Here is a 12,897-nt window from a genome sequence, read left to right as displayed (position 1 = left end):
CCCGGGAGGGAGCGGTCACAGCAGGACCTCGAACGCCCGACGCAGAGCCGGCTCGGCACGGGGAAAGTTGCGGGCCAGCTCGATCATCTGGGCCGGGCTTCGCCCCGATCGTCCGAGCCAACGGCGCAGCGCCTCCCAGGCGACGTCACTGCCTTCGAGGTGGCGGAGGCGGACGACGTCGACGAGGCACCGCTCAGCCGAGTACAGCCCGAGAGGGCGCCGGGCCCCGACCTCGAGCTCGTCGCGTCCCAGGTCGATCGTCCGGGGGTCGAACTGGTGGATGCGGGACGGCGCCTTCAGGGACGGTCGAGTGCTCCCCCTGGGTATGGCGATGTCGATGGCGGCGGGAATGGCATCGATCAGGCCGTGGCGAGCGAGCGCGGTCTCCAGGCACAGCGTGGCGTGCGGGACGCGCTCGGCGATCTCGATCAGGTCGGAGTCGGCGGGCGGGGCGTCGGCCCAGCGGTAGACGCCACCGCCGAGCGAGATGATCTCTCCGCTGTCGCGCAAGGCGTACAGACGCCGGTCACCGACACTTGCCTGCTTGGCCTCGCCGTAGGTGAACGTGTCACCCAGCTGGTCTCGGAGATCCGGGACTCCTGCCGTCCTCATGGAAGGAAATCATACTCAGATACCGCCTACCTGGGTAGGTTTTCCTTCAAGCCCGGGCCAGAAGGGGTCCCATCAAGCCAGCCCCAGCCGCCGGATCAGCCTGACGAACTGTCGCAGGACTGGCCCGGCTATCCGGCCGAGGACGCCAAAAAGACGCTGCCGAGGGCGCCAAACCACCCAGAGCGGGGGGACAGGCAGGCGAACGACCCCACAACCGCCGCGCCAGGGGCCTGAGGCGCCGGGCCGGGGGCCGGGACAGCGGCCGGCGCCACCCGAACGGAGAGGGCAGGGCGTGCGGCGAAGTGGGGCTTGACCGGTTTGGGGGGGCGCCTAATCGCGGTGCCATCACCCGTGCAACAACACGTAGGGGCGAGTACCGCATGGCGAGGACCACAAGCCCTCCAGTCGAGGTGTCCGAGGGCTCACCGGGCCAATCCCGCATTCAGCATCGAGTCAGACAACAGTCTTCGTCGTGCATCACCTCATTTATAGTTGCTCCCAGATGCTCACACGGGCGACTGAGGAGCGGCATGGCCAAGCTGATCTACGTGGCGAACATGTCCCTCGACGGCTACGTCGAGGACGCGCACGGCAGGTTCGACTGGACCGAGCCCACCGATGAGGTCTTCACCTTCATCACCGACATTGTGCGCCCGGTCGGTACCCACCTCTACGGACGGCGCATGTACGAGACGATGGCCCCGTGGGAGACCGACCCCAACCTGGCTGCCCAGTCGGAGCTCATGGCTGACTTCGCCCATGTCTGGCGAGTGGCCGACAAGATCGTCTACTCGGCGACGCTGCATGCAGTCCCGACCGCCAAGTCGCGGCTCGAGCGCCGCTTCGACCCCGATTCGATACGGGAGCTGAAGGCGTCCGCCGCGAGCGATATGACCGTCGGGGGTTCGACCCTCGCTGCGCACGCGTTCAGCGCCGGGCTGATCGATGAGTACCAGCTCTTCATGTATCCGGTGCTCGTCGGTGGAGGAAAGCCCGCTTTCTCCGGAGACGCCCGTGTCCAGTTGGACCTGCTGGAGGAGCACCGGTTCGGCAATGGTGTTGTGAACCTGCGCTATCGCATCCTGAGCTGACCCTCCAGTCGGAGGCGCACCAGCCGCCGTCGTTTCGGCGATCCAAACTGGGGCGGCGCCTGAAGTGACGAACAGCCGATGCTGGAGGCGGAGGAGCTGGCCCCACTCGTGGAGATGTCACGAGCTTGGCCGGCTGCCCCCAACATTCGCCGGGTCGGCGGGACACTTGAGGGGTTCCTCAATCTTGCTGACCCGACGGGAGCCACTCTCGAATCCCGAGGTACCCCGCACGACCATCCAAGCCTTGTGGTTGGTGGACCAGCGACGACCGATTCCTTTGCCACCGGGACCCGGTCGAATGTACATGTTGATGATCTAGCCCTCACGCGACCGAGGATCTTCCGGCAGTGGCGGAAGATCGTGCACGACTACGGAAGCGGGACCGATCTGATTTCCAGCATCTTCGACCAGCCAGGAGAAGAGGCGTCCAAAAAGACGCTTTCGCTCGAAGAACTGCCGGGTGTCGTCGGATAGCCGACCTGGGAAGTCATCCGGCCGGATGCCCCGGTGCTCGGCCAGAGAACTCAATCCGCAGTTCACAGAACGCCAACAGGTCGGCGGAAGTGAGGGTCGCAGATTCACGGCTTCCATTCTGGTGGACCTGAACCCCAGTGCGCAGGGTGCCCTGACGCCGGGTCGGTGGCGCCATTCGACTGTCGCGAGGAAGGGTCCTATTTCCCAAGCCGTGGAGTCTGTACGAACGGCACGCTGTGACCGGGCCGCAATGTTCGACGGCGAGGGATTCGGGACCGGTCGGCGTCGATGACGGTCGCAGGTACGCTGCATTCATCGCCGAGCACCCGGACAACGGCCGTTCGGAGGCAAGAGGAGATCAACAGATTTCGGCAACGCTGAAGTTGACGCACAAGGCAATCGGAGCGGAGGTCCGTCGGGGCACGTACGATGCCGTGGTCGACGGTGAGCGGGTCGGGTCGGTCGAAATGAACGACACGATCGAGATTCCAGTCGAGCCCGGACGTCATACCCTGCAGGTCCGCAATGGCCGAAAGTCGAGCAGCACTGAGACCTTCGACGCCGCCGATAACCAGATCGTCGCCTTCCGATGCACCGGAAAGAGGTTCTTGCCGATCTTTTTGGCATCCTTCATCGTTCCCGGGCTGGCACTGAAACTCGTTCGCGATTGAGTCGGTGTAGCGGTCGTTGCGCTCACCAGCACGACGTCATCGCCGCCCGGCTCACCTGGAGTGGGCGTGCCACCTAACGCCGGCTGTCGGTGACCCGCTCCGGCACATCAAAGGCATGGCTCACTTGGATATCGGCCGCGCGGTAGGGGGCACTTCCAGAGCCCTGAGTGGAGGCCTGCGCGCCGATCCATCCACGGGCGCCTCCGAGTCATACTTCGACCGCGTCCATACCTCTCTGCAGCTCGTTGGGGCTATCGTTGCAGCGGGTCGTTACTGGCGTCTGGGTGGAGCACCACTGGGGACCGACCCGCCGGCAGCTTGCCGGATGTAGCCGTGCGCCTGGGCGAAGACTCGATGTCGTCCGAAGGAGCGCGTGGTGCCCAATCCAGTCGTAGCGAGTGCCTATCGATCGGCGTTGGAGGTGATCTCTGCCGCCGAACCAGATGTTGCTGAGGCCATCGTCGGTGAGTTGGAATCCCAACGGCGTCAACTGAAGCTCATCGCTTCAGAGAACTACGCCTCACCGGCCGTGCTGCTGGCCATGGGCAACTGGCTGTCGGACAAGTATGCCGAAGGCACTCCGGGCCATCGCTTCTATGCCGGATGCGAGATGGTTGACCGGATCGAGACGTTGGCTTCCCGCCACGCCAAGGCACTGTTCGGCGCCGATCACGCCTATGCCCAGCCTCATTCGGGGATCGACGCAAACCTGGTTGCTTACAGTGCCATCCTTGCCCACCGAGTCGAGCAACCTTTTCTCGACGAGGCAGGGTCGAGTCACGTGAACGACCTTGACTCCGATAGCTGGGATCGATTGCGCAACGAATTGCACTCCCAGCGCATGATGGGCATGGCGCTCGACGCCGGCGGGCATCTCACCCACGGGTTCCGTCCCAACATCTCAGGGAAGATGTTCGATCAGGCAAGCTACGGGGTCGACCCCACGTCCGGGCTCCTGGACTACGACGCCATCGCGGCCCAGATGAGAGAGTTCCGTCCGCTGGTGCTCGTAGCGGGCTACTCGGCCTACCCCCGGAACCCCAATTTCGCCATCCTGGCCGAGATCGCCCACGACGTCGGGGCTACTTTCATGGTCGACATGGCCCACTTCGCCGGACTGGTGGCCGGGAAGGTGCTCACCGGTGATCTTGATCCGGTTCCCCACGCCGACATCGTGACGTCCACCACTCACAAGTCACTTCGTGGTCCTCGGGGCGGACTGGTCCTCTGCACCGAGGAGTACGCCCCCTACGTGGACAAGGGGTGCCCGATGGTCCTCGGCGGCCCGCTGCCTCACGTGATGGCGGCCAAAGCCGTTGCATTCTCTGAGGCTCGCCAGCCCTCGTTCGCTTCCTATGCCGTCCACATCGTAGAGAATGCACGTGCTCTGGCGGAGGGCCTGATACGGCGGGGAGCACGGCTCATCACTGGGGGGACTGACAACCACCTTGTGCTCTTGGACGTGGCTTCCAGCTTCGGACTCACCGGCCGTCAAGCTGAGGCTGCCCTGCTTGACGCAGGAGTGGTCACCAATCGCAACCTACTGCCAGGTGACGCCAACGGCGCCTGGTACACCTCCGGAATTCGACTTGGCACACCGGCGCTGACCACGCTGGGATTGGGGTCGGACGAGATCGACGAAGTCGCCGACGTCATCGTCACTGCCCTGAGAGCCACGACACCGGCGGTATCCACAGCCAAAGCGAAGTACGAAATCGATCCCCTCATCGCCCAAGCCTGCGAAGACCGGTGTTCCGGTTTGCTCGCGCGCCACCACCTCTATGCGGACATCAAGCTGTAAATGATTTGCTCGGAGAGTACGGACAATGCAGTGAGACTCTCGAATCAAGTAGGCGTTACCGCACTAACAACCTCAAACTGAGACAGAAGGTGTCTCCGGTCAGCGAGCAGGACATCGTCCAGGGGTCGGCCCAAACGCCGGCAGGGAGTCGCCCTGACGACCCGCTACTGATTGGCACGTCGGGTGGTCAGGGGTCAGTGGTCGTGATCGTGATCGTGATGAATGGTCACGCCTCGCTGGAACGATCGGGGTAATCCGCCGCCACTGATCGCCAATGGGCCGCCGATGCTCGGCGGTCTCCTCGATCCGCCGGTAGGACTCTGGCGGGTGCGGTACACCGGCCAGCTCGGCCAGGCGCATACGGAATCCGTCGTAGCCGTTGGGCGCCCAGATGACCTGTGCACCCGCTTGCCGGCGCAGGGCCGCTGTCGCCACCGGGACGGCGGCTTCTGCCAGTGCCCCGCCCGCACCGGCCTCTCGGCGGGGGTGGCCGAAGCAGGCCAGGAGGGGAGCAAAGCACCGACCGCGCAGAAACGCGGACCCGGGAGGCGACCGTCCGAGCCGGAGCGGCAGGGGGAGCGACGGAGGCCCCGGCGCTGAGAAGGAGGCGGGCCGGCGGGCACCCTTGGGCCGGGAACGGGGGCGCCCGCCGGCCGAGGTCGGGAGTCAGGACCGACCGGACTTCTCGAGTACAGCCGCCGATCTCCGCTGCCGTGCGGCCTCAGCCCGGCACCCTCGGCATCTGCTGGTCAACCCATCGGGTTTTCCTTTGTCCTTCCCGAACGCCTCCACCGGGAGGATGAGCCTGCACCGAGAGCAGCGTTTGCGGCCGGGGGCCAGGTCGATGTGAGAGCGCGCCGGTGGGAGCGGATCTCTCGCGGTGTTCCCGTTGATGGTTCCGGGAAAGGTCCCACTCGCGCGCGACGGTTCGATGTTGCTGCCGGCCCGGTCATACGTGAGCTCATCCGTCGGCACGGGAACCTCGTGCTGGGACGCAGGTGACAGCATTTCGCCGGGTCGTGAGTCCAGAAGGTAGAGGCCAGCGTTACCCTTTGCGGAACGCCGGGCGGGCCGCCTCATGCGGTCGTCCAGAGCCACCAGTACCAGCGGTAAGAGGCAAGCCAGGACGACCAGGGCCCAGCCCCACCAGGGCAGCGCGGCGCTCACTCTGATGTCGAGCGAGCGGTGCTTGGGGACCAACCCGGTCACCAGCACTTCTTGTCCTGGCACCGCATGAACGACTCGGCCCCCGGCTGGCGAATATTGGACGGGCAGAATGCCGGTATTGACGAGGTTCACCGCCACGAGACGACCCCGACGCCCGGATCCGTAGAGGAATCCCCCTATGAGCGGCTGAAACCACAGAAGGGGGACAGCGAACAGCACTGTCGGTCCGAAGGCGAGGATCCAGCGCCGTTGGCGCTCCCCGACGAAGAGGGCGACGGCGACCAGAGCGGCGGCGCCGAGGAACATCCATGGCGCACACCTGTAGATCCAACCGATGGCGGGGATGACGGCCTGAGGCGTACCGATGACATTGCCACGGGTGATGACCCATGGATCGGGCTCCTGGTTGAGGTCCCCCTTGGTCAGATATCGGTCGTGGGGAAGGACCCGGTAGATGCGGTGCACGTAGGTCAACGAATGCCCCCGATGGGGCTCCAGCACCACGATGTCGCCAACACGCAACACGGCCGACGGCGTCAACGGCTGGGTGGCCACCAGGGAGCCCACGGGAGCGGCCATTCCCATCGACGGGGAGCCGACCGTGAACAATCCGCCCCCGGAGACGAGCCAGCCTGACCAGGTGATGGCGAGCGCAACGAGCACTGATGAGATGCAGTATGCCGGCCATCGTCGGGCCGCTCGGTGAAGAGGGGTCTCCGCGTTGTTCTTCTCCTCCGCGCCGGCCGCGGCCGCCGTCAAGGCGACGGGGTCACCTTCAGCTCTCGCAGTCGATTCGATCGCGTCGCTCTCGGGATCGACATCCTCGAGGGGTGCCCGGTCCGCCTGCCGATCGTCCGCTTCGACAGTCACCGGATACCTCACAGGAGTACGTACCCCGAATTGTGGGTCAACTGGGACGAGAGGCCGTTGGCCCCGTCGGTGATCACCCACGGGACAGAGACATGGAGCCCCACCGCGGCCGCCGGAACGGAGCCCGATGTGGCCGTTGTGAATTTCAGTGCCGGCAACGCTATCGGGATGGACGAGCTCATCGACAGCCAATTCGAAGGGGGGACGGCTGGGCACGCGCCGGTGGCGATGGGATAGACACACACCGACCCGACCTGAAGGGTCATGGCGATGTAGGTGCATGGAGGAGACCCGGGTTGGGCCTCCTCGTCGAGCGGCCAGAATGCGTTGGAGGTGGCCACCCCACCTGTGACCGCACTGAGGTATGCCGATGCCGAGGATGCGCCGTAGAGCGATGACACGTCAGCCGCAGTGAGCACTGAAGGAAACACGGCGATCTGGCCGAGCGATCCCGACCAGTACCCGCTCGTCGGTTGATCGGTCCATGAGCTGTGGGCATTCGACCACCCGAGGTGCCACCAACCCCCGTACACCTGTGCGGGTTCACTGCCGGTGATCGTCTCGTTGCCGACCGAGCCGGCGACGAGCACGCCATCGACGTAGAGCAGTACCGTGCCGACCGTGGCCGAGACCGGCGCGGCCGTGGCCACGGCGAAGTGCCAGTTGCCGTCGGCGTAGTTCTTGGCGGTCGTGGCCGAACTGTTGACCTCGAAAATCCTATTCGGGTAGACGCCGAACACGACGTGTCCGGCCGCATCGAGCCACATGTGGCGATCCCACATGTGTGGGGAGGCATTCGACCGCAGCGTGGTGAAGCCTATGACCGATCCGCTGGTTGTGGTCTTGAACCACCCGGCAATGGAGAAGGTCTGTGGTCCCGGTGATGCGTAGAAGGCCGTCGGCGGGCCCCGCGCCGTCCGGACCCAGCCGGTCGTGCCGTTGAAGGTCGTCGCAGCGTCGCCGATGGGTCCTGAAGCGTCTACGCCGAGTGCGCCCTTTCCGGTCCCCGTGTTGGTGCCGGGGTTGTTGGACGCGTCCCGGTAACTCGTCCCGGCGCTGTTGGCGACCACGTTGGCGATGGCGCCCGAGTACAGGGATGTGCCGGTGTCCTGCAGCGGCCAGTAGGAGGTCGGGGCGTTGGCGAGGACCTGAGTCGAGAATCCGGACTGCGTCGTCTGGCTGGCGAGCGAAGTGACCGCTGCCGCGCTGAGAGCAGTCGGGAACACCGCTTCGTCGGCGATGTCGCCCCCGAAGAAGTCGGTCGTGGGCAGGTTGGCGAACGCCGAACCGACCGCACCGCCCCAGCCCAGATGCCAGTAGCCCGTGTAATTCAGCGTGGCCTTGGCCCCGGTGGAGGTACTGGTGCTGTCCAACGCCCCATTGATGTAGAGGGCCATACCGTTGGTCGTCGACTTGGTGGCCACGACGAGATACCAGGTGCCGGCCGCCAGCGCCGACCCTGCGGTTGCCTGCAACGTGGTGACGTCGTTGCCGAAGTCCAGACGCCCGGCGGCATCGGTCCATACCATGCGGTCTGCGCTCGATGCCGCCCCGTTTGACTGGGTGCTGGTGGCCCCGAGCACGACCCCGTCGAGTACAGAGGGCTTGATCCACGCCATCAGCGTGTAATCGGTGGGCATGGTGAGGCCGGACAGGGTCTCTCCCCAGCCGGTGGAGCCGTCGAAGGCAACCGAAGCCGCCGTGCCGGTGTAGGGGCTCGGTCCGGTCGCGCCGTAGGTCACACCGCCGAGTGGGAGGCCGGTGTTGGTACCCGCCGCCGACGTGTCGGCGAATTGTTGGACGCCACAAGTACCGCCGGTGGCCACCGACGCCGATGTCGGCGCTACCGATCCCTGGTTACCGAGCGTGGTGGTCGACGCCGAGCCCACGGTGGTCGAAAGCGGATACGTCGCGCATGTCGCCTGGTTGGTCGTGATCCCCGCCGCCGAGTTCGACGACGACAGGCAGTTGGTGCCCCCGATCGTGTCGGAGAGCAACTGGGTCCCGCTCCCGAACGTACCGACTCCGGAGATCTGGCCGGAGAAGCCAGCGCCCCAGCCGATCAGTGACCCACTCAGAAGGGCGACCACCCCGAGGAGGATCAACGGGCCAAGAACGGGACTGACCCAGGGTTGCCCCTGGGTCAGTCCACTCCGCATCAGTTTCATTTGATCGCCACTCTGTGAGTTCACGGCTCATGAGAGCCGACTTTCGGGACTACTGACCGAGGGTGTAGGTCATGGTCGCGTTGGCCGCGAGGCCCTGGTCGGCGTTGGTCGCCGACGCGTCGAGCTGCGTCGTTATGGTGAGCCCGACGCTCGCACCGGATGCCAGCGAGGCGGCCAGGGTGAACGGGCTGGCCGAGGCCAAGGTGACGAGGTTGTTGGCGGTCGACGGTGCGGGGCACGCACCCACGGCCGCCGGGTACAAGCACTTCCCTGCGGTCGTGTTGTAGATGGTGATGTCGACCTTGCCGCAGAAGCCGGCGGTGTCGCTACCCGATGACAGGGGGTTGAGGACGGACGCTCCGTACGGGGCGGCGACGGCCGAGCAGGCTCCGGTGGTGAGGGTGAGCCCACTGGCTGAATTGATCGAGCCCTGGTTGGTCAGTGTCACCGTCGACGTCTGGTTGACCTGAGGCACATTGGTCGTGCCAGCGCCGAGGTCACTGCCAGGACAGGCGGCATTGATGTTGGTGGTGATACTGCCGGCCGAGTTGCCGCTCGAGAGGCAGGTCCCCGACGCATTCGTCTTCGACAGCAGCAACGTGCCGGTCTGGAAGGTGCCGCTGCCACCGACTTGGGCGGAGAACGTGGTCACACCGAGGGTGACGACGGCGGTCAGCCCCAAGGCGGCCACGCCGAGAAGGGCCGCAATCAGCCCGCCTTTTCGTGACTTCTTTTCCGAATCCATTGGTCTCCTCCGACGAAAGGCGCTTGACGGCAGATCGACGACCCACCTGGATCCATGTATCGACCAGTCCTCGAGAAACTTGACAACAGATGGTGTCGCCTCCCACTACTCGCCCAAAACACCCAGGTGGAGCCACAAATTTGGTCGCATTCGGCCATTGGGCGCGGATTGAGGGACCCCACCGCCGGGCCGTTGGGACCGCGGGGGCGTGGTTCCTCGACCGCTCCTATCTCACCCGGGGAGGCCGGTCTGGCGGACCGTGACGTTGAGACGCCCGCTCCCGACGCCGAGCGAGGGGTCGCCGGTGCCCGCCACCACCTGTGGCACGCCGTGGAAGGCCCGCCGCGAAGCCCCGCCGAACACGAAGAGGTCCCCCGAGTCGAGCTCCACGTCGGTCCAGGGCCGACCGCGGCCGGCGACGGTCCCGAAGCGGAACACCCCGGTGTCCCCCAGGCTGAGCGATACCACCGGAGCCGGGCTCAACTCTTCCCGGTCGGCGTGCATGCCCATCCGGGCGCGGGGCCCGTACCAGTTGACCAGGGCCACATCGGGCTCATATCGCTCGGTGCGTCCGGCAGCTCCGGTGGGCTCCGGCCCGAGGACCGTGGCGTCGACGGCATCGGCGTCGGCGACCGCCCGGCGGCCCAGATCGCCCAGCCAGGCGGGGAAGGCGGCCACCGGCCGGCCGTCCCCGTCGTCCACGGTCCTCGAGTAGCGGTACGGGTACCAGTGCCATCCCAGACAGACGATCTGCACGGACATCGTCCCGCCACTCGGCATGCGAGGCGATCGGAAACCCCCGGCCCCCTCGGACCACGTCCGGCACCAACCGACCAGCTCACGCTGACGGTCTCCGTCGAGCCAACCGGGGAGGTGGACGGCGCCCGGGGCAACCACCACCGGCTCTCGATCGAACAGCCCGGTCACCGGATGGCCCGGGTCACCCGCACGGCCGGTACTACCGACCGGCCGGCCGGCAACTCGGGCACGGCCGGTAGCCCTCCGCTTTGGCCTCGGCCAGCGAGCGGAAGCCGCGGCGGCGCTCCCCACCGACCGAGAGCATCCGGTGGCAGGTCGGCATGCAGACCACCCGGCCGGCGTCGTCGCCCACGTAGTTTGCCCCCTGGCGCACCATCGAAAGGACCAGGTCCACATCGACTCCCTCGCCGTCGAGCAATTGTCGCTTGAGCCCACGGCCGAACCCGTACTGACCCATGTCGCCATCGGACCGGATCACCCGGTGGCAGGGGATCAGGACGGGAACGGGATTGTGGCCGAGGGCGGTGCCGACCGCCCGGACCGCCCGGGGCCGGTTTATCCGGTGGGCGATCCACGAGTAGGGACGGACCTCGCCCGGCGGGATCTCCAGGGCGGTACCGAGCACATCCTGTTCGAAAAGGGTCCGGCCGCTGAGATCGAACCGGAGGTCGAGGGCGCTGCCGGTCCGCAGGGCCTCCCCGACCCCGTCCGGAGGACCATCGGCGGCGAGGAGGGGACGGCCGAACCGGTGGCGGAAGGCCCTGGCGAACTCGCCCGCGCCCGAGACACTCGGCGCCGGCACGACGCTCGAGATACCGGCGTTGCTGAAGGCGACGTAGACGTCGACGGTCGGACCTTCGACGTAGGCCCAGTGGGCCACGATCCGTTCGGCCAGATCGGGGGGCGCCGGGACGGAGAGCACCGACAAGGCGCTGATCAGTCGTCGGTCATCGGTGGCGGTCATCGGAGTGCTCCTCCATCGGTCGCTTCGCGGATCCCTGCACCCGGTTCGCCCGGCCGGAGCCGGGCCAGCCCGCGGCTGATCAGGGACTTGACGGTTCCGGTCGGGCACCCCATCACCTCGGCGACCTCCCCCACCGGGAGATCGCCGATGTACCGGAGCACCACCGCGATCCGCTGGCGCTCTGGCAGCCCGACGAGCATGGCGGCGAGGCGGTCGCCGTCAGCGTGGACCTCGACCCGGTGCTCGACGCCGGGGAGCACATCGACGTGATCTGCGTCCGGGAAGGCATTCGAGGACACCGTGGCGGGCCGGCGGGAGGCGGTACGGCGCTGATTCCGCCACTGGTTGACCACGATGGCCGTCAGCCAGGCCCGGGGCTGCAGCGTCTCGAGCCGCTCGTGGTCGAAGCCGGAAAGCGACCGGTAGGCACGGAGGAAGGCCTCGGCGACCAGGTCCTCGGCGTCGTGGCGCCGGCCGGTGAGCCGGAGCGCCGTCGAGTAGACCCGATCCCGATGTTCCTCGAACAGGGTCATGAACACCGCGTCCACCTCCGACGCCGGCACTTCCGACTGCAGGACCTTGTCCGGCGGCAGGGGGCCGGGGGCAGGACAGGCGGTGGAGGTGGGGACCGCGTACATGCCCTTCTCAACACCGGCGGGCGCGGTTCGGTTGCGCACGACCAAAACCCTGGCACAACCGCCGGGCCTCAGGCCGAGGTGGGGATCTCCTTCTTGGCCAACCAGCGGAGCCGGGCGGCCCGGGCGTCCCACGAGTAGACCACCGCCGTGCCGGCCAGGCGGTCGTGCAGCGCATGGCGGTCGCGGTTGGTGAGGATGCCGATGAACCCCAACCCGAGGAGCAGGAAGCTGAGGGGGAGCGTCAGGGTCCGGACCACCGCCTGTCGGGGGCCGATGGGAGACCCGTCGGTCCTGACCACCCGGATCCCGAGGAGGGCCATCCCGATGGTCTTCCCGCCCGACGCCCATTGGTAGGCGAAATAGACGAACTCCCAGACCACCAGCGCGACCAGCGAGACGATCTGGTGGCTGCTGAGGGAGAAATTGTGCCCGCTGACCAGCTGGACGGAGAAGGCCAGGGCGGCCGCGCCGAGGGTGAACAGGCCCCACGAGGCGCCCACGTCGGCGCCGAACGCCACCAGCCGGCTGACCGCCCCGGCGTAGTGGCCCTGTCGGCCCTCGATGGGAGCGACGGTGGAGGCCGGGGCCATCAGCCGGCCCCCGCGGTGAGCTCGGCCCGAACCTGGGGTGGGCCTACCAGGGTGGGCGGGCCGAGGGGCAGGTCCTCCGCATGGCGGCGGAGGACGCGGTTGACCAGGCGGCCGAAGAAGTCGTCGAGGCCGACTCCCTGGGCCCTGACCACGTCCAGCACCTCCGAGGCCACCCCGCTGGTCGACCTGGCGATGATCGAGCCGAGCTCGGTCCTCTCCATCAGCCCGTCGATGTCGACCCGTTGGATGATCTTCTCGACATCGACACGCTCGATGATCTTCTCGACGTCCACCCGGTCGATCAGCTTGTCGACGTCGACCCGGCTGACCACCGAGTCCACGTCGAC

At 66.8% G+C, this 12,897-nt stretch carries 13 protein-coding genes, 1 pseudogene and 1 riboswitch; of the genes and pseudogenes, 4 read left to right on the top strand and 10 right to left on the bottom strand.

What is annotated here, in order from left to right; genetic code table 11:
* Positions 1 to 15 precede the first annotated feature (15 nt).
* On the bottom strand, positions 16 to 612 hold the full coding sequence (locus tag VNG13_00300; protein HVA58967.1) for a type IV toxin-antitoxin system AbiEi family antitoxin domain-containing protein: 597 nt from the start codon (positions 610 to 612) through the stop codon (positions 16 to 18).
* A 530-nt stretch (positions 613 to 1,142) separates the two neighbouring features.
* On the opposite strand from VNG13_00300, the gene VNG13_00295 reads away from it, so the two are divergent.
* The 4 genes from VNG13_00295 (at position 1,143) to VNG13_00280 (ending at position 4,649) form a co-directional block, all read left to right on the top strand.
* Complete coding sequence (locus VNG13_00295) at positions 1,143 to 1,703, top strand: dihydrofolate reductase family protein (GenBank protein HVA58966.1); 561 nt, start codon at positions 1,143 to 1,145, stop codon at positions 1,701 to 1,703.
* Positions 1,704 to 1,781: 78 nt separating this feature from the next.
* Positions 1,782 to 2,177 (top strand): hypothetical protein, encoded by a 396-nt coding sequence (locus VNG13_00290; protein ID HVA58965.1) that lies wholly within the window; start codon positions 1,782 to 1,784, stop codon positions 2,175 to 2,177.
* Between the two features lie 236 nt (positions 2,178 to 2,413).
* The gene (locus VNG13_00285) at positions 2,414 to 2,848 is read left to right on the top strand and encodes a hypothetical protein (GenBank protein ID HVA58964.1); all 435 of its coding nucleotides are present in this window, start codon (positions 2,414 to 2,416) and stop codon (positions 2,846 to 2,848) included.
* A 259-nt stretch (positions 2,849 to 3,107) separates the two neighbouring features.
* A riboswitch (ZMP/ZTP riboswitch) is annotated at positions 3,108 to 3,200 on the top strand.
* A gap of 24 nt (positions 3,201 to 3,224) precedes the next feature.
* Positions 3,225 to 4,649 carry a glycine hydroxymethyltransferase gene (locus VNG13_00280; GenBank protein ID HVA58963.1) on the top strand — a complete coding sequence of 475 codons (1,425 nt, stop codon included), beginning with the start codon at positions 3,225 to 3,227 and terminating at the stop codon, positions 4,647 to 4,649.
* Positions 4,650 to 5,315: 666 nt separating this feature from the next.
* Here VNG13_00280 and VNG13_00275 read toward each other — a convergent pair.
* From VNG13_00275 to VNG13_00235, 9 genes and pseudogenes are all read right to left on the bottom strand, one after another.
* The gene (locus VNG13_00275; protein HVA58962.1) at positions 5,316 to 6,686 is read right to left on the bottom strand and encodes a S26 family signal peptidase; all 1,371 of its coding nucleotides are present in this window, start codon (positions 6,684 to 6,686) and stop codon (positions 5,316 to 5,318) included.
* An 8-nt stretch (positions 6,687 to 6,694) separates the two neighbouring features.
* Positions 6,695 to 8,845 carry a LamG domain-containing protein gene (locus tag VNG13_00270; protein HVA58961.1) on the bottom strand — a complete coding sequence of 717 codons (2,151 nt, stop codon included), beginning with the start codon at positions 8,843 to 8,845 and terminating at the stop codon, positions 6,695 to 6,697.
* Positions 8,846 to 8,903: 58 nt separating this feature from the next.
* Positions 8,904 to 9,599: a hypothetical protein gene (locus VNG13_00265; protein ID HVA58960.1), complete on the bottom strand. Its 696-nt coding sequence runs from the start codon at positions 9,597 to 9,599 to the stop codon at positions 8,904 to 8,906.
* A gap of 231 nt (positions 9,600 to 9,830) precedes the next feature.
* A complete protein-coding gene (locus tag VNG13_00260) occupies positions 9,831 to 10,526 on the bottom strand; it encodes an alpha-ketoglutarate-dependent dioxygenase AlkB (GenBank protein ID HVA58959.1) in 696 nt (231 codons plus the stop codon).
* Positions 10,527 to 10,557: 31 nt separating this feature from the next.
* Positions 10,558 to 10,734, bottom strand: coding sequence for an Ada metal-binding domain-containing protein (locus VNG13_00255; protein HVA58958.1), 177 nt, complete (start codon positions 10,732 to 10,734; stop codon positions 10,558 to 10,560).
* A gap of 27 nt (positions 10,735 to 10,761) precedes the next feature.
* Positions 10,762 to 11,322: pseudogene (locus VNG13_00250) on the bottom strand (MGMT family protein).
* Entirely contained in the window at positions 11,319 to 11,999 is a 681-nt protein-coding gene (locus VNG13_00245; protein ID HVA58957.1) for an RNA polymerase sigma factor, read from the bottom strand. Before VNG13_00245 ends, VNG13_00250 begins: the two are co-directional and overlap by 4 nt.
* A 29-nt stretch (positions 12,000 to 12,028) precedes the next feature.
* Positions 12,029 to 12,550, bottom strand: a complete 522-nt coding sequence (locus VNG13_00240) for an RDD family protein (protein HVA58956.1) — start codon at positions 12,548 to 12,550, stop codon at positions 12,029 to 12,031.
* Positions 12,550 to 12,897 (bottom strand): hypothetical protein (locus tag VNG13_00235; protein ID HVA58955.1); only part of this gene is annotated, 348 nt, incomplete at its 5' end. The genes VNG13_00240 and VNG13_00235, both read right to left, overlap by 1 nt.

Source organism: Mycobacteriales bacterium, from assembly GCA_035533475.1.
Taxonomy (GTDB): domain Bacteria; phylum Actinomycetota; class Actinomycetes; order DATLTS01; family DATLTS01; genus DATLTS01.
The sequence above is the reverse complement of the archived record's forward strand: the minus strand, read 5'-3'. Positions and strand labels throughout refer to the sequence as shown.